This is a genomic window from Candidatus Njordibacter sp. Uisw_039, assembly GCF_047730075.1.
GTDB lineage: Bacteria > Pseudomonadota > Gammaproteobacteria > Pseudomonadales > Balneatricaceae > Njordibacter.
Map to the genome: position 1 here is coordinate 2,153,601 of NZ_CP159831.1, position 21,692 is coordinate 2,175,292.

Annotated in this window: 17 protein-coding genes and 1 pseudogene; 2 read left to right on the top strand and 16 right to left on the bottom strand. The window is 44.5% G+C overall.

What is annotated here, in order from left to right; genetic code table 11:
* Nucleotides 1–20 precede the first annotated feature (20 nt).
* Nucleotides 21–722, bottom strand: a complete 702-nt coding sequence (locus ABXT70_RS10140; RefSeq protein ID WP_443640374.1) for a methyltransferase domain-containing protein — start codon at nt 720–722, stop codon at nt 21–23.
* A gap of 139 nt (nt 723–861) precedes the next feature.
* Here ABXT70_RS10140 and ABXT70_RS10145 point away from each other — a divergent pair.
* Nucleotides 862–1,946, top strand: a pseudogene (locus tag ABXT70_RS10145) (IS3 family transposase).
* 96 nt (nt 1,947–2,042) lie between these two features.
* Here the strand turns inward: ABXT70_RS10145 and ABXT70_RS10150 are convergent.
* From ABXT70_RS10150 to ABXT70_RS10190, 9 genes are all read right to left on the bottom strand, one after another.
* Nucleotides 2,043–2,852 (bottom strand): class I SAM-dependent methyltransferase, encoded by an 810-nt coding sequence (locus ABXT70_RS10150; RefSeq protein ID WP_443640375.1) that lies wholly within the window; start codon nt 2,850–2,852, stop codon nt 2,043–2,045.
* Nucleotides 2,833–3,663, bottom strand: coding sequence for an SDR family oxidoreductase (locus ABXT70_RS10155; protein WP_443640376.1), 831 nt, complete (start codon nt 3,661–3,663; stop codon nt 2,833–2,835). Before ABXT70_RS10155 ends, ABXT70_RS10150 begins: the two co-directional genes overlap by 20 nt.
* Complete coding sequence (locus tag ABXT70_RS10160; protein ID WP_443642503.1) at nt 3,647–4,669, bottom strand: Gfo/Idh/MocA family protein; 1,023 nt, start codon at nt 4,667–4,669, stop codon at nt 3,647–3,649. Before ABXT70_RS10160 ends, ABXT70_RS10155 begins: the two co-directional genes overlap by 17 nt.
* Before the next feature lies 1 nt (nt 4,670).
* Nucleotides 4,671–5,462, bottom strand: a complete 792-nt coding sequence (locus ABXT70_RS10165; protein WP_443640377.1) for a sugar phosphate isomerase/epimerase family protein — start codon at nt 5,460–5,462, stop codon at nt 4,671–4,673.
* A gap of 289 nt (nt 5,463–5,751) precedes the next feature.
* Nucleotides 5,752–6,486, bottom strand: coding sequence for an acylneuraminate cytidylyltransferase family protein (locus ABXT70_RS10170; protein ID WP_443640378.1), 735 nt, complete (start codon nt 6,484–6,486; stop codon nt 5,752–5,754).
* A 33-nt stretch (nt 6,487–6,519) separates the two neighbouring features.
* Nucleotides 6,520–7,533, bottom strand: a complete 1,014-nt coding sequence (locus ABXT70_RS10175) for an adenosine kinase (protein WP_443640379.1) — start codon at nt 7,531–7,533, stop codon at nt 6,520–6,522.
* Nucleotides 7,534–7,588: 55 nt separating this feature from the next.
* Nucleotides 7,589–7,909 carry a MarR family EPS-associated transcriptional regulator gene (locus tag ABXT70_RS10180; protein WP_443640380.1) on the bottom strand — a complete coding sequence of 107 codons (321 nt, stop codon included), beginning with the start codon at nt 7,907–7,909 and terminating at the stop codon, nt 7,589–7,591.
* Nucleotides 7,910–8,060: 151 nt separating this feature from the next.
* Nucleotides 8,061–8,573, bottom strand: coding sequence for a transcription/translation regulatory transformer protein RfaH (gene rfaH / locus ABXT70_RS10185; RefSeq protein WP_443640381.1), 513 nt, complete (start codon nt 8,571–8,573; stop codon nt 8,061–8,063).
* A 206-nt stretch (nt 8,574–8,779) separates the two neighbouring features.
* Nucleotides 8,780–9,400 (bottom strand): L-threonylcarbamoyladenylate synthase, encoded by a 621-nt coding sequence (locus ABXT70_RS10190; protein ID WP_443640382.1) that lies wholly within the window; start codon nt 9,398–9,400, stop codon nt 8,780–8,782.
* Nucleotides 9,401–9,534: 134 nt separating this feature from the next.
* Between ABXT70_RS10190 and galU the strand changes: the two genes are divergently transcribed.
* Nucleotides 9,535–10,419, top strand: coding sequence for a UTP--glucose-1-phosphate uridylyltransferase GalU (galU, locus tag ABXT70_RS10195; protein WP_443640383.1), 885 nt, complete (start codon nt 9,535–9,537; stop codon nt 10,417–10,419).
* 143 nt (nt 10,420–10,562) lie between these two features.
* Here galU and ABXT70_RS10200 read toward each other — a convergent pair whose 3' ends face one another.
* The 6 genes from ABXT70_RS10200 to ABXT70_RS10225 all read right to left on the bottom strand — a co-directional run bounded on the left by ABXT70_RS10200 (nt 10,563) and on the right by ABXT70_RS10225 (nt 21,663).
* Complete coding sequence (locus ABXT70_RS10200; RefSeq protein WP_443640384.1) at nt 10,563–12,032, bottom strand: flagellin N-terminal helical domain-containing protein; 1,470 nt, start codon at nt 12,030–12,032, stop codon at nt 10,563–10,565.
* Between the two features lie 46 nt (nt 12,033–12,078).
* On the bottom strand, nt 12,079–13,005 hold the full coding sequence (flgL, locus tag ABXT70_RS10205) for a flagellar hook-associated protein FlgL (protein WP_443640385.1): 927 nt from the start codon (nt 13,003–13,005) through the stop codon (nt 12,079–12,081).
* 22 nt (nt 13,006–13,027) lie between these two features.
* Entirely contained in the window at nt 13,028–15,715 is a 2,688-nt protein-coding gene (gene flgK / locus ABXT70_RS10210; protein WP_443640386.1) for a flagellar hook-associated protein FlgK, read from the bottom strand.
* A 53-nt stretch (nt 15,716–15,768) separates the two neighbouring features.
* Nucleotides 15,769–16,263 carry a rod-binding protein gene (locus ABXT70_RS10215; protein ID WP_443640387.1) on the bottom strand — a complete coding sequence of 165 codons (495 nt, stop codon included), beginning with the start codon at nt 16,261–16,263 and terminating at the stop codon, nt 15,769–15,771.
* Nucleotides 16,264–16,321: 58 nt separating this feature from the next.
* Nucleotides 16,322–17,458 carry a flagellar basal body P-ring protein FlgI gene (locus ABXT70_RS10220; RefSeq protein WP_443640388.1) on the bottom strand — a complete coding sequence of 379 codons (1,137 nt, stop codon included), beginning with the start codon at nt 17,456–17,458 and terminating at the stop codon, nt 16,322–16,324.
* Between the two features lie 170 nt (nt 17,459–17,628).
* Complete coding sequence (locus ABXT70_RS10225) at nt 17,629–21,663, bottom strand: flagellar hook-basal body complex protein (RefSeq protein WP_443640389.1); 4,035 nt, start codon at nt 21,661–21,663, stop codon at nt 17,629–17,631.
* Between the last annotated feature and the right edge of the window lie 29 nt (nt 21,664–21,692).

The window sequence follows — 21,692 nt, forward strand, 5'->3', positions numbered from 1 at the left end:
TGTTATAATTCTGTGCAAGTTTAGGTAGCATCTTTCTCCGCGACCGCCAAGAGCATTACCTCATTACTGAATCTAACAATTTTATTTAACCCTTGGTGATAATTGACATCATGAATGGGGCTAAAGGGAATTGGGAGCCGACTAATAAGCCGAAATAAATATTCAGTAACAGGGTACTTCCAAGTTATGGGCAGCTGTCGAAAATGCTTCACTTGAACGGCTTTGAATCCTTCTAATTTCAATATATCCCTTAGTGAGGGTTTGGTGAAAGGAGTAACATGCGTATGGTCTATATAAAATGGCCCCCAAGCATTGTGAACCCAGCTCGGACACATAAGTACTATTTTCCCTCCAGGCCTCAAGACACGCTGAGCTTCCTTAAGCAACTTTTCAGGCTCAGTTAGGTGCTCAATTACTGATTTAGAAAATACAACATCAACAGATCCATCTTTTAACTCTAGTTTAGAAGTAAGAATATTGAGAATTTCGACACTATGAGGCTCGCACAAATCTTTTGCTGACTCTGCATTATCGCATCCTACAACATCATACCCAGCAGCAGAAAAAGCTCGAAGCTGATCACCTCGCCCACAACCAATATCTAAAAGTTTTTTATGTGAAGCATCAAGATATTTTTCGCTAATATATTTTGCAAGTTTTAGAGGATAATCTGATGTAGGGCGCCTCTCCTCTGAATAATATGTGGTTAAGTAGTCTGACATAATTTATCTCTCTTTTTACAGTGCAACCCATCTAGGAATATAAATCCCGCATAGGAGGATAGCTAAATTGGTAATTCCCCCGATAAATAACGGAGGTCAAAAGTAGAATTTTCTCGTAAACTTTACGAAGGAGATCTACATGAAAAAATCACGTTATTCTGATAGCCAAATACTGGCCATCATCAAGCAAGCTGAAAGTGGCGTGCCCATTCCCGAACTCTGCAGAGAACATGGAATGAGCGGTGCTTCCTTTTACAAATGGCGAGCAAAGTATGGCGATATGGATGCGTCATTAATGGCCAGAATGAAGGAATAAGAAGACGAAAATCGACACCTCAAAAAAATGTATGCCGAGGAGCGGTTAAAGTCTGAAATCATTCAGGAGGCCATGGCAAAAAAGTGGTGAAGCCATCTCAGAGAAAAGAGATGGCTCCGGCAGCCGTATTAAACAAGGCCGTAAGCATACGTTTAGCTTGCCAAGCGTTTGGTGTAAGCCAGACCTGTTATCGCTATCAGGCAAAGCTCTGCAGTGACAATGGCCTCATAGCTGATTGGCTGGTTAGGTTGACGCATAATCAGCGTAACTGGGGCTTTGGTCTGTGCTACCTGTACTTACGTAACGTCAAAGGGTTCAAGTGGAACCATAAACGCGTGTATCGTATTTATCGTGAGCTTGAACTGAACTTACGTATAAAACCTAAGAAACGCCTTGTAAGGGAAAAGCCAGAACCCTTATCAGTACCAACATCAATTAATCAATGTTGGTCGATGGATTTTATGCATGACCAGCTCGCTGATAGCCGAAGCTACAGGCTATTTAACGTGATTGACGACTTTAACAGGGAAGGCCTGGCCATTGAAATGGACTTTTCTTTACCTGCCAGCAGAGTCGTCAGGGCGTTAGATCAAATCATTGAATGGCGTGGCCAACCCAAGCGGATACGCTGTGATAATGGCCCAGAATACATCAGCAGTTTACTGGCCACCTGGGCTATAAATAAAGGTATTGAGCTCATGTTTATCCAACCGGGTAACCCTCAACAAAACGCCTACGTTGAGCGTTACAACAGAACGGTGAGGTATGACTGGTTGAATCATTACTTGTTTGATAGCATTAAAGATGTCCAAAATCGTGCAACTCAATGGCTTTGGTTCTACGATAACGAGCGTCCAAATATGGCGTTAAACGGCATTACACCAATGATGAAGTTGGCCGCTGCCTAAATCTCTACTTTTAACCTAGGTTATTAATGGGGGGATTACAAATTAGGCTCTCATCTATGCCTTTGATAATGAAGACTAGTTTTTTGGGGTTATAGCCTACTTACCAATTTTATAAGCTACCATAGCTCCAGTATGTTCATCAGTGTTGAAAAAGGGAACTGCTTTTTCCATCCATGTTAGTAGTTTTTCTACATTAACATTACTAAGTTCAGCATCTTTTAATGCATTCGTTAGTCTCTTTCTAAAATCAAGTATTGTTCTCTCACCAGCTCCCCAGTCCTGATCACATGACTCAAATCCCAAAGAACAGTCGCTCTTTTTACAATATTCTATAAAATCAAACGGACAAAGAAAATGTAAGTCTGAGAGAGACATTGGAACATCAAGAAGTAATTGAAGGGTCATCCACACGTAACCGCGGGGATTCAAAAACGAAGGGGAAGTAGTAACTACATAACCATTATCTTTTAATAAATTCTTTCTAATAAAGTCCAATTCTACCCATGGGTTATCAAAATGTTCTAACACTCCATTCATTACAACAACATCATATTTACTATTAACACCTTTATAATCTGAGTAAATAAAATCTACGTTATCTATATTTATGCGACTGTTAGCTAATTTAACAGCCTCTTCGCTATAATCTACCCCGTCAACATGATTGGCCCCAGCAAAACTTAGCATTGCAGATAAATTTCCCTCACCACAACCAATGTCTAAGACATCTATCCCAGCCCAAGTCGGGATAGCATCAACAATTAACTTCTCAGCCGCATACATATTGTAAGTAAAGTAGTTATCATATGCACCGTCTTTATAAATACCGTCATACTTTGCAGCTAGATCTATATTTTTGATAAATGCCTCCTTATAAAATTCATATTTACCAACAAGTCCTTCCACCGTCAACAACCATATTAGAGCCAGTCATATATGATGATGCATCTGATACCAAAAAAATTACCGCCGCCTGATATTCATCAGCTTTAGCCATGCGCCCCATAGGAATTAAAGAGGTCAATTTATTTACAAACTCTTCGGGCTGATTAGTATGAATTCCACCTGGTGAAAGTGAGTTAACTCTTACATTCTTACCAACCCAATACGTTGCAAGATATTTAGTCAGGCCAATAAGGGCATGTTTCACTACAGAGTAGGTTACTGGCTTAACAGGTTGTTGGTCATCTGAAAGTCCGTCAACCTGATAAATCCTTTGATCTGGCGCTATCACACCCAGATCGGAAGCTATATTCAAAATCACGCCCCCGCCCACACTAGCCATATGGACTCCGATAATTTTGCTACAATTAAATGCACCAAGGACTCCAACATCTATGTCTTTTTGCCACATTTCAGTAGTGAAGTTCTCGATTCTAGCCCACGAAAGAGGTTCATCAGTCGAAGGTTTGGGGTCATTGGCTGCATTATTAATTAATATATCCACTGTCTTATAGTTGTCAAGTATTAACATAAAAGCATTTTTAACGTCTTCCACTTTCGTTATATCTACATTAAAAGCCCTGCACTTACAGCTGCGTAGTTGATTAATTTCTCTGGCTCTCTTTTCAGCTAGCACTATATTAACGTCCCATAATAGTGGAGTTCCACCTTGCTCTGCTACCGCCTTAGCATGTTGAAATCCAAGAAGTCCTGCACCACCAGTGATTATTGCAATTTTTCCTTTCAAGCTAAATCGATCAGCCATTGAAACCATTAAAACTCTCCTTAATTCGTAAAGCAATTGCCAAAGTATCTATTCCGTTTTGCAGAGATACTGAAGAACCTTCTTTTGACATGGCCAGAGAGATAAATTCAAACATTTGAGACTTGAATAGTTCGTTTTGATCCACTTCGCCCCAACGACGTTCATCGAGAATTTTACCATTTTTACCATAAATCAACACAGTATTTGACATCAGGTTACATACCAGCAAGGCTTCATTAAATTGCATTCGAAAGCCTCTCACCTCATGAACTTGCGCGTACGATAGATGTAAAGAAACAGGAACCAACTTATGATTTTGTTCAAAACCCATAAGGACTGAAACTGTGTCTTCAGCAGACATATCTAGTGAACTCAAGCTTCCACCAATTGCTGCAACAGACTTCGGAATACCTAAAAAACTATATATTAAATCAATTTCATGAATTAGTCCCAACGTCACACCACCACCAAGATCATTATTAGCAGCATATCCAAGCCTATAGTCTTCGTAGGGATGGTGATCAGGGAGAAACGTCCCCCATTCAAAGCCTGCAGATATCAAACTTCCGAATGACGCCTCAGCTAAAATAGATTTCACAAAGGTGAAACACGGGTGGAACCTAGTTTGGTAGCCGACCACCGCACTCAGATCATTTGACTCTAAAATAGATTTTAGCTCGTCAACACCATCAAAGTTGTGCGACAGTGGCTTTTCGATAAATAAATTACAACCTGCTTTCGCAGCTGCCAAAGCCACATCTATGTGCATGGAGCTTGGATTAGTAACGAATACTATATCTGGCTTAAGCGCTAAACCTTTTTCGAGTGTAGCTACCTGCTCATAACCCCAGTAATCAGCTAAAGAATCACATTGGTGAGCAATACCATTCTCAATTATTAAATTATGATTAGTGCTGCGTAGTGCAAAAAGCTCTGCCGCTGGCCCTATCAAATTCTTAAGATTTTTTAAATGGCGCTGCCCAACTGAACCCATTCCTACGAACAATGCTCTCATTTCAAACAACCAGACCCTTCAAATAGTCAAGGTTGGTGCTGGCCTCTTTAATAGGGTCGGTAAAATAACGTGTTTCCATAATACATATACCTGTATAGTTTATTTTTTTTAGTGATTTAAAACAGGCTTCAAAGTCCACATCTCCATGGCCTAACATAACGTTAGAACCTCCTACACTCCTATCTTTAATATGCACATGTCGAACCAAACTGCCAAGGTCTAGGATGCCACTTTCAGGCTGTAGACCTGAAGATCTAATATTACCCAAATCGAAACAAATACCGATATTGGTAAAACTGTGCTTGGAAAACCCTTCGACCAACATATGACCCGGCAATGTCAATTCAAGGGCAAGTTGCAATCCACAATCCGCAGCTAAACTATCTAAGTTAGAATCGTCGATTGTCTGCAAGGCTTCTTTGAGGGTAGCCAAATCTGGCACTACACTGTCATCACAAAAAGGCACAACAAGCATCTGGATCTTCGAATTTCTAAATAACAGTATTGCCTTACGTAGTTCATCAATAAACTTCTCAATTTTCGTTTTATTTATTAACGACATTGAGGAAATGAAGTCTAAACATATAGACTTTGGACGTATTACTTTATTATTAACATCTAGGTCTAGGCATAATATATTATGATTTTCCTGAACAGAAATAATTTCTAGGAATACCTTTTCTTTGTCATATAGTAATTCAAAATCATCAAAACCTAACTCACTAGCCAGACTGAGTTCAGCGTACCAATTAGATATTGGAAAAATTTGAAGTTTATTTAATAATTCAGGCATTAACCTACCCTGCATTATGCCGATATTATACATAATAATTAATTCTCTTGACTAAAATTTCAGTTTATGGAAGCATAAAAAAACATTAATTAATTAAAAATCTAAAAGTTATAATTAGTGAGGGAAGTGGACGAAAGATATATTCTATACTTGCATCACAAGCTCCAGATAATCTATCAACTACGTTATTCATTCCAATACTTTTTATATTTACACGATGCTGAGTTTTGAACAAAAATCAGTTACAAAAGCTCCAGCATAGTCAATAATGCTATAAAAAACTCCAAAGTTAAGTTGGTCGGTCTAAATATTGCAGCAGTGCAGTTTTAGCTCCAGTACCAATTAATTTTTCTGCTAGTTTAAGATCATCAGTAGTGTCAATGTCAGGGATTTCTGGAGTTTCCCACAGCTTCATCTGTTGCCCATGAAGTTGAGCCCCGGACATAAAAACACTTGGACGAAGTATGTCCACATACCCATTAGGTATAAAGCATTTTTCAAATGTTTGCCTAGGAAGGTTATAAGATTCAAGCACATCTTCAAAACACAAAAAAGGTTTCATATAATGCCCAACATTTTTAAACATCTTGTATGGAGTTAGGTGAGTCTCATGCGCCGAACGCAATGCTGTAAACTGAGGATTCTCAGTCATAAACGCTATCGCTTGACTTAGAACAGTAATATCTCGAATAGGGGAAGTTGGTCTTAAGTGCACTACAAGCTCTGGAAAACTAGTATTATTTTTTTTAAACCATTCCATAGCATGCCTAAAGAACTCAACGTCAACACTGTTATCCAAAGCCATTTTTTTTGGCCGGATAAACGGTACTGCTCCACCATATGCCATTGCTGTAGCAGCATATTTCTTTGAGTCTGTGGAAACTATTACTTCGTCAATACCCTCACAGAGCTTGGCTGCTGCGATACTGTAGGCCAATAGTGGGTGGCCCCCTAATCTAACTATATTTTTATCTTTTATTCCTTTTGAGCCTGACCTCGCTGGAATTAGCGCTAAAACTTTCATTCAAACCTCTAAAAGTATTTCAAATAATTTAAGCTAACTAAATATGGCATCGTTAATTAGAAACTGCTGTTTAATTTGTTCATATTCAATGGCCTCTATTCTTGGGCCAAATTGACTAACCACTCTGGCTGAAGCTGCGTTGGCAAACTTGGCTGCCCAAGCATAGTCGTGGCCTGCATTAATTGCATAAAGAAATGCTCCTGCGTACATGTCTCCAGCACCATTGGTATCGACTGCATTGGTAGTAACACCAGCAGTTTTTACCAAATCTGTGCCGTCGTACGACAAAGAACCACCTGCACCCCGGGTAATTACAAAAGTTTTAGCGTACTTCTTTAGCTGCTTAGCTGCAGCTTCGGTACTATTAGTATTAGTGAAACTTCGTGCTTCTTCTGAGTTGCAGAACAGTAAATCTACGCCATCACCAATAACCTTGTGCAGATTATCTTCGAATACCTGCACAACGAATGGATCGGAAAGGCTGAGTGATGTCTTCACTTGATTTGCTTTGGCACACTCCATGGCCTTTACTGCAACAGCCGTTCTAGAGTCATCGGTAACTAAATACCCTTCTAAGTATAACCAGTCTGAATTAATAAGGGCGGTCTCATCTACCTCATTTGAGGTCAAATCCAGATTCGCGCCTAAGAACGTATTCATCGTACGTTCGGCATCGTCTGTGACCATAACTAAACACTTACCAGTGACACCGGCACTCACTTCTGCATTATGAAAATCAACTCCTGTAGATTGCAGGTCCTCAACAAAGAACTGCCCATCCTCATCATCGGCCACTTTAGCCGAATAGAATGCATTCAAACCGAAGGAACTTGCCGCAACAATGCTGTTACATGCCGAACCGCCGCAGCTGCGTTTAATGTAATGTGAGTGTGATTTCAAAGCCCCTAATAGATAAAACTGCCTATCTTCATCCACTAAGGTCATTAAGCTTTTGTCGATTTTATTAGTGTTTAAAAACTCGTCAGTAACCACAACCTCTGTATCTACAAGGGCGGCACCTATGCCATAAATCTGGTATTTTTTCATTTTACAATTCTAAGTTTAGATTACGAATCAACTTGGTCTAATCGCAATGACTGGATTATATTGATCGAGCATCTTGTTTAAGCTGCTCTATCTCTTGAGTTATTTTTTCATGTTCCGCAATTTTACGTTTTAAAAAGTTTGCGGTTAAACTGGCTTTTTCTTCTATACCTCTAGGAGTTAGTAGGTATAAATAACTGAGTTTATCTGTATTACGTTTGAAGTTACCTGCCTTTACAAAGCCCTTATTAATTAAAGCTCTTAGGCAGTAATTCACTTTACCAACACTTACACCTAACTCTTCTGCCAATTGTCGTTGCGAGACATCTGGATTGGCCTGTATGTGTTTGAGTATTTTTAGGTGAGTTTCTGTGGGCATGATCCAGGTTTTCAGTTTGTAGTTTGTAGTTTTCGGACACGCTACCGCCCTACCCGGTCACTTATGGTATTTGCGGTGGCGTTTCTCAACCGCGTTCAACTAATGAACACTCAAACTATATTAGCACACTATTAATCGTGGATTAAATTATTTATGCGAGCTTTTTGATTTGGGTGTTAGCTAATGATGTGGGGGCTTGCTGATTTAACAAATTAATTAATACAATGGACCGTTGAATACCATCGGTATGACTGAATACTGCTTTTAAGCCTCTAAAAGGGCCTTCTGTAATATTGATGTTATCGCCTGCTTGAGGCAAGTCCTTAGCAAGGATGCCGATTGAATCGGCTTGTTCACGGTGTTTGATTTGTGCAATAAGGGTTTCTGGCACTTTTATTGGCTCTGCCCCAAAACTAACTATTTTACTTACACCACGGCTAGAGCGGATGTTTGTATAGGTTAAGCCGTTTCGCTCTGGTTGCACGTTAATGAATAAATACCCCGGAAACAAGGCTTCTTCAGCTTGAATTCGCTTACCACGGCTGAGCTTTTCTATGCATATTTGAGGGCAATAACACTCGCCACCTTGGCGCTGCAGGTTTTCCAGCGCCCTAGTTTCTTGCTTAGGCTTCACCTGAAGCAACAGCCAATTAGTAATGTTCATTCATTACTCCTAACACGCAGTATCTCGAGAGCCAAAACGCACTAAATTTTTGGTCATCCAATGCATTATTGTTATCATGCATACCCCATTTAACTAATTAAACTATCATACGCCTAATTATCTAGGAAATATTCCTAATTTTAGGTTGGCGGTTGATCGACAAGTGGCTTTTCTCCTCGCAATGCTGTTAGAGAGACTGGATTGGGCTATGTGAAGTTGGCTGTATCGCCCATGCCTTGGCGCAGTACTTCAACTTCACCGTCGACTAAGCTCACTAATGATGTGACTTCCATGCCGCAGTAGCCGCCATCTATGATTAAGTCTAGGCTTTGCTCTAAGGTGGCCCTGATGTCGTATGGATCGGTTAAAGGCAGCTCTTCATTGGGCAGTATTAACGAGCTACTGAGCATGGGTTCACCCAACTCCTTTAACAGCGCTAAGGCGATGACATTGTTTGGTACGCGCAGGCCTATGGTTTTCTTTTTAGGGTGGAGGAGTTTTTTGGGGACTTCTTTGCTAGCCTTTAGAATAAAGGTGTAAGCGCCTGGGGTGTGGGACTTTAGTATTCTATAGGCTTCATTATCTACTTTGGCATAGGTGGCAATTTGGCTTAGGTCTTCACACACTAAGGTGAGATGATGCTTGTCGTCTAGTTGGCGTATCTGTTTGATGCGGTCTACGGCTTTTTTGTCGCCTAGGTGACAGGCTATGGCGTAGGCGCAATCTGTGGGGTATACCACCACGCCGCCTTTTTGGATAATGTCTGCTGCTTGTTTGATTAGACGGGGTTGGGGGGATTCTGGATGGATTTGGAAAAATTGGCTCATGGAGGTCTTTTTGGTCTGGGATTCTATTTTATGTTGGCAGTGGTTATTGTAAGCGTTAAACTGCGCCTTGAATATGGTTAGACTAGATTGCACCGTTTCTCTTGGGCCGCAATAAAGTAAAGTAAAAGGACATTATGAAAGCAATTATACCCGTAGCCGGTTTGGGTACCCGCATGTTACCCGCCACTAAGGCCATTCCAAAGGAAATGCTGCCCATTGTGGATAAACCCATGATTCAGTTCATTGTGGATGAAATTGCAGCAGCTGGGATCAAGGACATTGTGCTGGTGACCCACGGCAGTAAAAATTCCATTGAAAATCATTTTGATACGCAATTTGAGTTGGAATCTACTTTGGAGACACGGGTTAAGCGGCAGTTGTTGGATGAGGTTCGCTCAATCACGCCTCCTGGGGTGAATATTATGCACATTCGTCAAGGTAAGGCGTTAGGTTTAGGCCATGCTATTTTAAGTGCTAAACCTGTCATTGGTGATGATGACTTTGTGGTGGTGTTGCCTGATGTGTTAGTTGATAACCTTAACTCTAACCCCGCCCAAGATAACCTTGCCGCTATGGTACAGCGCTTTAATGATAATGCAGCTTGCCAGATTATGGTTAACCCAGTGCCTAAGGAGCAGGTCTCTAGTTTTGGCGTGGTGGATGTGAATGGCAGTGGTTTAAACAATGGTGAATTTGCTCGCATTCAAGCCCTGGTGGAAAAGCCAGCTGTGGAAGATGCGCCTAGTAACTTAGCCATTACTGGACGCTATGTATTGCACAGAAATGTATGGAAGCAGCTGGCTGCGACTGCACCTGGTGTGGGTAATGAAATTCAGTTAACAGATGCCATTGCTGCGTATTTGGCAGCTGGCGGCGCTATTGAGGCCTACCATATTGCTGATCGCACTTTTGATTGTGGTGATAAGTTGGGCTTAGCTATGGCTTATGTGGAGCATGCACTCAGGCACGAGACAATTGGAGAGGAGTTTGCTGAGTTCTTGCGGGGCTTAAAGGTTTAGGATAGCTGTGCTTGGCTCTGGATGACAGCTTTCGAAAATAACAGAAAGGAAAAAATCCCCCTAGTGTTTTAGGCTAGGGGTAATAGGGTACTTCAAAGAAAGGGTTTTGGGTTGGTGATTTGCCACCAACCAAAGACGAGAACCTACTTAAGCAGGTTCAATATGTCTTGGGTTGAGGCATTAGCTTGAGCAAGCATAGCGGTGCCAGCTTTTTGCAGTACCTGGCTCTTGGCTAGGTCGGCAGATTCTTTGGCGAAGTCCGCATCCATGATTCGTGAACGGGCAGCAGAAGTGTTTTCTGACACGTTCATGAGATTGTCTACAGTATGGAACATTCGGTTAGATGACGCGCCCAATCTAGATCGGAAGTCGGCCATCATTTCTAGAGCGTTATCCAGTACGAGAAGAGACGCTTTGGCGCTGGCGCTGTCGGTGACAAGTACGTCATCGACACTATTAGCAGCTGAAACACTTCCAGTCTCTACTTTCATAGTAGCAGCGGCCATGGCGGTGCCAGCGGCAGCGCCAGTGAATACTAATTTACCACTAGTTACAGCTTTACTGACGTAACCAGATTCACCATTCACCACTAATGCACCTAAGGCACTAATGGTGGTGGCTTGGTCAGTAGCAAAGTCTTGGGTGTAGGTTTTGGAGCCTATTGTTAAGCTAATTCGATCACCTATCGCCAAGGTAATGCTACTTAAGTCGTAGCTTTCTTGTTCAGCGCGGAGCCCCACACCAACTGTTGTGTCTGCAGTAGTAATTGTACCACCACCAGTAACGGTGCCTTTGGTCATCTGTGTCGCACTTCCAACATCGGCTGTAATGGTAAATGTCGTAGCACCTGTTCCAGCCGCAGTAACCGTTGACCCAGCAGCTCCAGCGTTTATGGCTGTTGCAAGGTCGGTCAACGTTTGCGTTGAACTACCATTAAAGGCCACTGTGTAGGTGGTGCCATCGTAGGCTAAGGATATGTTGCCACTGGAGACCGCTGTTCCTGTGGTATAGGTATCCACTTCAGGAACTGCTGTAGTAATGCCTGTAACATCTGAGACAGTCGTTGGCGCGGTAACACCAGACTTGTCTGCCCATGTTTGGGTGCCAATTTTACTACCTGACATGTCAGCTAGGGCTACGGTAACCGTGTCTGTGGCAGTATGACCTACCTGAAAGGTAAAGCCAGTATTAGTGCCATCTAAGATTTTTTGGCCGTTAAATGTAGCCTGAGACACACCTCGGTTAAGCTCTTCTTTAAGCTGAACGACTTCGTTATTGAGGGTTTTCCTGTCCAATGCGGAATAGGTATCGTTGGCAGACTGCACGGCCAGTACGCGCATACGCTGCAATATACCCGAGTGCGCCTCTAGCGCACCTTCTGCCGTTTGCGCTAAAGATATACCGTCGTTGGCATTACGAATGGCTTGGTTTAAGCCTTCGATCTGCGACGTCATACGGTTACCGATAGCTAAACCTGCTGCGTCATCCCAAGAAGAGTTGATACGACTGCCCGAGGACATTCGTTCCATTGCCACTTCCATATCATTACGCGATTGCGACAGGTGTCGCTGCGACGTCAATGACGCGATATTTGAATTAATGACCATAGCCATAATAACTACTCCCTTTCTTTGCCCATCGTTGTAGGCACTTTTCCGCTTAGCGGATATATTTAAATAAGCTTAGTCCGCTCAATTGAGCGAATGTTTGTTGTCCTGCCTGGAGGGCAAGTGTTTGATTCTTTAACCGCGATGCGGCTTCTACGTAATCCAAGTCTTCCATACTAGATTGCAGGGTTTTGTAGGTATAATCCCTGTCTTCTATCGCATGGGTTAAGGTGTCTACGCGTTTCATACGCGATCCAATGTTAGATTGCTGTATGGTAATGTGTTCGTGCACACTAGAGACTTTATCTAAATTAGCTCTAACGGCGTCTGAGTCGTTGGTCACTAGGGCTTGGTACATTGCGCCCAAAGCGGTAAACATATCTATATTGCTTGTAACACCTGTGGTGCTATTTAAATGCTGCAAACTACCAAACAGCTCTGAGCCTGGCATGCCTATTTGCATGCTGCGGCCTTCATCCACCAATACTTTTTGATGGTCTGCAGTGCCGGTGTAGGTAACTACGCCTAGAGACGACTCCGAAAACGGGGCTGTATTTTGGCTGTAACCCGAAAATAAATAAGCACCATCGGTGCCGCGCATGTTGCCTAAGTCTGCTAATGAACTGATGAGCTCTTTAACTTCTATCGCTATACTCTTCCGGTCTGCAGCACTGTAGGTGTCGTTAGCCGCTTGTACACTGAGCTCTTTAATTCGTGATACCACTTCTATCGAGCTGCTCACAGAGGCCTCTTGCATTTTTAAGGTGTCCTCCATGCGAGTCAAGTTGGTAAGGTACCGCTGGTTAACATCCATTTGTGACTTAAGGTTGTTAATAGCCGTAGCCAGGGCCGGGTCATCTGAGGGCCTTAATATCTTTTTACCAGACGACAGCTGCGCTTGGGTCTCAAACACTTTGGCTTGCTGATTACCCATTTGTTGGGTGGCTTGGTTATAAAAACCGACTTGTGTTATACGCATTTTGTTTCCTTAGGACACATTACTATCCAATCCCCAATATCGTATCGAACAGCTTATTAGCTGTACTAATTATCTGTGCAGAGGCTTGGTATGCTTGCTGAAACCTAAGCAGATCGGCCGCTTCTTCATCCAAACTCACAGCAGACGTTTCGTCTCGCTTCGCCTGTGCCTGATCAAAAATTATTTGCTGTGCATCGCGGCTTACTGCCGACTGCACTACGCTGTTACCTAAATTACCGATGACGTCTGTATACACTTCTGTAAAATCGCCTCGGCCACTAAAAATGTCTTTATTGCCCTGCAGGTCTATGATGTTAAGCAAATTGCGGTTGTCGCCCGCTTGGTAGGTGTTGCCTCGTATACTAAACTTATCGTTGGCTTTGATGACGCCATCAAAAGAAACTTTCCAACCGTTGTGTTCTATGGTGCTGCCAGCGGTAAACGTACCGCTGGCGATATTGGTGTTTGTAGTTACATCCTTTAACACGTAAGTGGAGGCGTCTGCAGCAAATTGAACGTCAATGTTTTGGCGCAGCTGATCCCGCAAGTCCACGGTGGCCAAACTCCCCCACTGGCCACTCACTTCTGCAGAACCACTACCCGTAACGAATACCAACAGGTCCTCTTTTAGGCTACCTGCCATGGCGAAGTAATCTCGCGTGTCACCTGATGTAGGGTTAGTTACAGTTACGTTGGCATCCATGTAGGCATTGCTGCCAGTTTGGTTGTTGTAGGTGCTGTCATAGGCAGCATTGGTACTAAAACCATTAGCAGTAGTAAGCAATGATGATTGCTCAGAGCTATTTAAAGCGCTGCCATAAATTTGTTTACCTTCTCGGGTAAATACCTGCATTTGTACAGTGTTATCTACACCAGCGGTTGTGTCTACCGTTGTAATGGTAAGCTCGGTAGAGCCGTTAGAGGTGCCACCAATGGTGCCTTTGGTCATCTGTGTACCACTTCCAGCGTCTTTAGTGATGGTGAAGACTGTGCCGCTAACGGCAGCCGCAGTCACCGTTGATCCAGCTGCACCAGCATTTATCGCGGCCACAAGCCCACTCATTGTAGTTGCTGCGTCCGTATCAAAAGCCTTTGTATAGGTCGTGCCAGCATAGGTGTAGGATACGCTACCGCTAGAAGCAACCGCAGCACTAAGGGTAATGGTGTCTACTTCCAGGGCCGCTGCACTGCCACTGTCAGTGCTATAAAACTGACTATTTTGGGTATTGGCTGGGATAACAAAGGCCAGGTTATTACTGGGTGTGATTGTGGATGCGGCCACTTGGGAAATATTATTACGCAATGCTGTGTCCATGCTAGTGTCGGCCACAGGGGCTGCAGGTTTGCTATAACTGTTTAGTATGACTCGGCTAATACTCGTATTGGTGCTGGCGCGAGCCACAGAAACGGCGCCACCGGCGGCAATATTCAAATGGTTTGTCACCGAAACTTGCAGAGCATCAATAGGGCGTTTGTTAGACTTTAAACTAAAGGTATCGCCATCTTTAGGCACACCCGTAAGGGTGACTTTAATACCACCCATAGTGAGCTCTGAGGTGCCACTTACAGTTGTTTCGCTAGCCGTGTCGGTTAGTGTCCAATTCTTTGTGCTGTCGGAATAGCTGAGGGCCATGGTGAGTTTTTCGATCTTCGCATCTGGCACTGCGCTTACGGTCACAAACCCAGAGCCAGTGTTAAGGCCTGGAGTCACCGAATAAACATTACCCAACGAGAACAGTTCACCACCAAAAGTTCCATGGGCATTAATACCCAAGGCGTGGACCTTATTCACTTCACCCACAAACACTTGGGCCAAGGTATCTAGTTCATCTCTCAACGTTGTTAAGGAATTCTGTCTAAATTCTGAAATGCCTGTAATACTGCCGCCCAGCAACTGGTGCACTTTTTCTGGGCTCATGTGTGGGTTTAAAACCAATGTTGCTTCATCAGCGTTAGTAGTACTTCGTTGAACCCCTAAACTACTACCTTTAGTGCCTTGCACTAGGTATTGGCCAGAAGCCACATCACCGATATGAACATCCACCACGCCGTTTACTTTTTCTACTGCAGTAACACGTAGCAACTTAGACATGTCTTTAATTAATGTATCCCTACGATCCAGCAATTCACCGGGTTGTTTATCTATATTGTTAACACGGTTTAACGAAGAGTTGATCCTTGCAAGTTGGCCAGCAAATTGATTAAGTGCATTCACTTTGCCTTTCATATCGTTATAGGAGTCTTCTTCTATACGGGTCAACTGTGTGCCCACAGAACTAAATTGGGACACGGTGGCTTTTGCCACGTTAAGCATGTTTTGACGTGCAGCCACAGAAGAAGGTGAAAGGCTCACTTCTTGTACCGCTGAGAAGAACCCATCCAAGGAGCTGGACAGGCTGAGTTGTTTGTCGGCCAGAATATTTTCTAGCTGGGTGACATATTCTAGAGTAGATGCATGTTTAGAGAGCTGTGACTGACTACTTCTTAGGTTTTCTACAACAAAACTATCATAACTGCGCTGAACTCGAACAGCCCTAGCGCCGTTACCAATGTTTAAAGAACCTTCGTTAGAAGACGTGTTTTCTGAAATCTCTATACGCTGTCGGTTGTAACCTTCAGTATCTACGTTGGCAATGTTATTACCCACAGTCGCTAAAGCGCGCTGATAAGTGCGCACTCCAGAGATACCTGTTGATAATAAATCGGCCATTATTTAGTTCCGTTAGCTGTTTCTATGGTGTTTAAAAAAGCGTTTTAGCGCCCTTATTTAGCGTTTAACAACATAGCGGCAGGATCTTGCCGCTCTATATTAAAGGCTGGCTGGCGGAAAACCGGCAATTCCAGCGCTGTATTCATACTACCTGCAAGAGGCATGCCAGATATTAGCGATTGCACATCAAAGGATTGGTTAGCGCTCCTAAGCTTTAACAATTGCTCAGCTGGCATGGCCATGCCCTGGCGCTCAAACTGCGCTTTAATCACATTAGCTATGCCAAAATCACCACGCTTAGACATATCTAACGACACCTGTTTGTCGGCCATGTCTTGATAGGTTTGCACTGCTTGAGAATCAAACATCCCATCCTTAGGGATGGATTTACGCATTTCTGCCAGCATCATCTGTATAAACAAGGCTTCAAATTGTTGTGCCGTTTCATCCAGTGCCGCTTTTTGATCATGCTGGGCCTGGGTACGCAAGTTTGCTAAACCCGTGAAGTCGTTGTAGTTACTGGCATGTTGTGTGGTATTTACGGTCATGGTGTTGCCTCGTTGGCGGTTTGCGGTAGTCAGTTGGTGGTCACTGTGACCAGCTAAACTAAATAACGATTAAATCAGCACGCAGGCTGCCACTTCGTTTAAGGGCCTGCAGGATAGACACCAAGGCGCTGGGTGTAGCCCCTACAGCGTTGACAGCGTCTACAATGTCTTGTAGCTCTATACCTGGGGTGAACAAAAACATGTTGTTGGCTTTTTCATCAATATTAACGTCAGCATTGGCTACCTTTGTGGTCTCACCAACTTTAGCAAAGTCCCCTGGCTGGCTCACTTCGTTATTGGTTTTCACTGTTACGGTAATGCCCCCATGGGTTACTGCCGCTGCGTCTACTTTAACGTTACGACTAATCACCACTGTGCCGGTTCGAGAATTCACCACCACACGAGCTGGCGGTGAGGCCGGCTCCACCTCTAGGTTTTCTATCATGGAAAGAAAGCTCACCCGCTGGTTGATTTCTGCAGGCGCTAAGATGCGCGTAGAAACGGCATCCAAGGCGGTCGCAGTACCTGGACCAAAGGTGTCGTTAATTGAGTTGGCTAGTCGACGGTTAGTCGTGAAATCAGAATTTTTTAAGTTAAGGACAATGTATTCACTGGTAGAGAAAGGCGTTTCAACCATTTTTTCTACGGTAGCACCAGAAGGTATTCGACCTACTGTCGGAACATTGACAGTAGCTGTCGTGCCAGCACCAGCTGCACTAACGCCGCTTACGGCTAGGGCACCCTGAGCCAAGGCATAGACCTCACCATCTACAGCCAAAAGGCGGGACATGATTAAGCTGCCGCCGCGTAAACTAGTGGCTGCACCAATAGTCGATACAGTCACATCAATACGCTGACCGGGCTTGGCAAAAGCGGGCAAGTCAGCAGTAATCATTACCGCCGCTACGTTTTTGAGCTCTAGCGTATTACGTGTGGTTGAGCCATCGAAGTTAGAAAGGGTGTCGCTTAGGTTTACCCCAAACCGTGCCAACATCGACGTCATGCTTTGGCTGGTAAACGACATTTTACCGTCACCCGTGCCATTTAGACCCACAACCAAACCATAACCAATCAGTTGGTTATCACGCACACCGGCCACTTCGGCCAGATCTTTCACACGATCAGCATGGGCAAGGGTAGCAATGTGAGCCACCAGAATGGTGGCAAATATGGCAAAAATACGGCAAATTTTCATGAACTTCTCCTTCTTGTCATAGCTAATGCAATATCAATGCCAATTTGTCACATAAGCCACCGAACCGCCCTTGATGGAACTGCAGCGACTAGGTGCCTAGGCAGTGATAGCAAATAACAGGCACAAAAAAGCTGCTGGGGTTAAGCAGCAGCTTTTTTAGCTTAAAACAATTATCCCCTAATGTTGATAATGGTTTGGGTTAAGCTACTTGAGGTCTCAATGGCCTTAGCGTTGGCCTGGAAGTTACGTTGAGCAGTGATTAAGGCCACCAGCTCTTCCGTCAAGTCCACGTTGGCTCGCTCTAAGGCACCACCCTGTATGGCACCAAAACCGTCAGATCCCGCCTCACCTAAGTCGGCTGCACCTGAGTTAGTGGTGGATTTGAAGTTGGCGTTACCCACCTGCTTCAAACCGTTCGGGTTAGCGAAGTTGGCCATCATTAACTTACCTAGGGCCACCTGAGTACCGTTGGTATAGTTGGCTCGTACAACACCGCCTGAGTCAATATCCAAGCCGTCTAACTGGCCTGATGGGTAACCATCCTGAGACAAAGATAACACAGAGAACGGTGCAGAATACTGGGTAGAGAACTTACCGTAGTCTACGCCCAAGGTTAACAAGTCAGAACCGTTACTCGGGTCAAACGGTGAGTAAGCCACACCCTCTTTGGGTGAGATCAGCTTACCGTAGGTATCAAAAGTCAGCTCACCCTTATCTAGATAGATGGGGGTCCACGATGGCGTTGCATCGGGCTTCGCTGTGGTTTGTTTACCCGCTTGGTCAATGTACAACAAGTTACCCTCCGTATCTGTCGCTTGAGTCACAACCGTTACCGCTGGCACTACGCCCCTGGTTTGAGTGGTGGTATCAAAGCCCCAGTTGGAGTGGCCGTTTATGTTCACCGACGAGGTTGCGCCCACAGTACCTGAAGTTACGGTAAAGCTTTGGCTTGTTTGGTCAAATTTAACTGATACATCGTTCACTTGGCGACCGTCCGTATGCTGGATCAAATTAACACGATCCTGGATGGCTGTGGCAAAGGTATGACCTGTGTAGGCAGCAGGCGGCACAACTACGGTGCCGTCTACGCCGTCTATGGTCACACTGATGCTGTTGTCATTAGTGGTCACAGAGAAAGTACCCGTAATGTCTACACCTGCCTTGCTGCCGGTTACTATACCAGCGGTAGAGGCAAGGCCTGTACCTATAGTATTTTTAACTTCAGTGGCATAGGTTGCGCCAATACCCAAGAGATGGCTGGTGCCACCAGTAGCGGCAGTGCCTGAAGGAACACCTACAGAAATCTTGGATGCCTCACCTGTGGTACCTGATGAGAATGAGAACTTATGGGCGTCCTTACTGTAAGTTACCAATAAACCAGTGCGCTGTTGCTTAGCGTCTAGGGAGACCGCACCCGTTGGCACGATTTGTCCACCGCTAAACGCATCACCTACAGAAGAGAAGGTCGCTGTTGCGCTGTCTAAGCCAAAGGCTGCCACAGAACTTGGTGAAGACGCCTTAATACTGCCGTAAGTGGCATCAGTCGGCGTAAACGTTAGGGCCCTAGTTTTAAGGTCATAACCAACAGTCAAAGGTAAACCCTTATGGGCAACACTATCAGTGCCTATGTAAGTCACTGCATCGACCTTAGCCTGAACATTAGCGACCAGTTGGGTGCGGCTGAAGTTAGTGGTATTTTCTTGATACTGATCAACGACAATCGTTAAGTCGGTGGTTTCCGTTCCAGTAGAAGCAGCTGTATCAGCTTTGGTTGCTGTGACGGATCCACCAATTGTTACCGAACCTAGGGCAGTACTTGAACGGGCGGCCATCACAAGGGTTTTATCGACACGCTTGATATCAAACGCTGATTCGCCAGCATTGATTTTGACTGCCAATGCGTCCAGGGTCTTAGTGTTATTGGAGTCAAAGGCCTGGGTGTAAGTATTGCTACCGATGGCGAAGGTCACGTTTTCACCAACAACAAGATCCCTGTTGAAAGTAAAAGTGTCCACCTCTGGACCCATGGCTTTGTTGATGTCATTACCAAGGCTGTCTTGCAGCTCTAGGGTAATGGTACGGTCCGCAGTAGTAGTGGGCATCTTATAGCTTTTTTCATCGCCAAACTTGGCGTTAAGGTTAAGGGTCATTAATGTTGCAAGTTCAGTACCAGTATATGATCCAGCAGCAATATCAATGGTTTGAGTATTACTACCATCTACTGACACAGTTACGAAGTTACTACCACTAAATGTTCCACCACCTTCTGTAGGCCAGCCTGCAGAATCAGCTGTTGGGATAATTAAACTACCAACGGTTGTGTCTGCTGTTGTGGCGGTAAGGCCTACACCAGCGGTCGTGTCTGCAGTTGTAATGGTAAGATCAATAGAACCGTTAGTTGTGCCACCAATGGTGCCCTTGGTCATCTGGGTGCTACTTTTCATATCGCTAGTTATGGTGAACACTGTACCGCTAGTTGCAGCTGCAGTAATCGGATCAGTACCTGCGTTGATCAACGCCACAAGGTTAGTAATTGTAGTAGCCGCATCCGTAGCAAAGGCCTGGGTATAGGTCGTGCCAGCATAGGTGTAGGATACGCTACCGCTAGCGGCGACAGCAGCGCCGAGGGTAATAGTATCCACTTCCGCGGTACCAGTTCCTGACGCGGTACCACCAACGGTGCCTTTAGTCATCTGTGTGTCACTTCCATCTACTTTAGTGATGGTGAAAGTTGTGGCACTTCCACTAACTGCAGCTGCAGTCACCGTAGTTTCACCAGCGTTTATCAATGTTACAAGACCGGCAATTGTAGTTGCTGCGTCCGTATCAAAGGCCTTTGAATAGGTCGTGCCACCATAGTTGTATTTTAAGGTGCCGCCAGAAGCGACAGAAGCACCAAAGGTAACAGTATCGACTTCCTTAACACCACTCAAAGCCAGGGCAGTAGAGCCGGCTGTAAAGCCTGTAACCGTCTGTGGGGGTATGGCTGTACTATTATATGCCGTTAAAGTGACTTTACCGTCTACTCGAGCGGCCTTAAAATCAGTTTCGCCCGCATTAATTTTGGTCACCAGAGCGTCCAAAGTGGCATTGTGGCTGGTAATAAAGGGCTGAGTGTACGTCGTTGTGACACTGTCAGTTGTGTGGGCAAAGGAAACTGTTCCCGTTGCAACTATATCTGCTGTAAAGCCATAGGTGTCGACTTCTGCAGTAGGCTTCACAATCGTGACTTTAGTGCTGTCTGTAGAACCGAAGTCGTGTCCTACGGTCGCACGCGTCATGTAACCACCCGTGGTGGCACCAGGAGATGACGGCACCGTGGTTTGTTGGTCATCATTAAAGTATAGAGGGTGTGCAGCCGCCGCGTTAAATGTGGGGTCGATGGCTGCAGGGTTGGTACTAATTTGCCCAAACTTATTCATGTACTGGGTTTCGCTCTTGTCATTTTTTGCCGCAATGATCGACGGGTCTAGCTCTTTATCACCGATAAAGATTTTCGTGTCCCACTTGTTGGTAGGGTTGATCTCTGTTGCCGAACTGGTTTTAACGTAATAAACCGTCGCAATGTGAGGGTTACCTAAAGAGTCGTATACTGTGATCGACGTTGACTTGTTGAACGTGTCACTGTCATTACGATCAAAGCTGTATGGGTTATCGGTCGTGTAAGTGGCAGACTCAGGCAATATTGCCGCACCCGCTGGTAAGTTTAGACCCAATTCAATCTGTGAAGAGGGTTGGGGTAAGCCGGCAGTTGAGGGCAACTGCAGAGATTTAGCAGAACCCAAACCTGTCGCAATTACCGAGCCGTCATCGTTCACCGGGAAGGTTTGTAAGTACTGACCAGAGGAGTCAACTACATACCGGTCGTTGTTTACACTAAAAGAACCTGCTCGTGTGTACACTGTTTGGTTAGATGTTTGGCTTGGCTTTAAGGCAAAGAAACCCTGGCCAGAAATCGCCAAGTCTAAGGAGTTAGTAGAGAACTCAATGTTACCCTGACTAAACTGCTGGTTTACTTTCTTCAAAAGCACACCCTGGCCGATGGCGCTAGACGCGTTTTCCAAGGGTGAGGTAGCAAATATGTCACCAAACTCAGCACGGGATTTCTTAAAACCCACAGTACCTACGTTGGATACGTTGTTTGATGTGATACCTAATTGTGCTTGCGCCGCGTTTAGGCCTGTTAGTGAAGTATAGAATGACATAAGTCGATCCCCTTTTAGTTACTATTAAT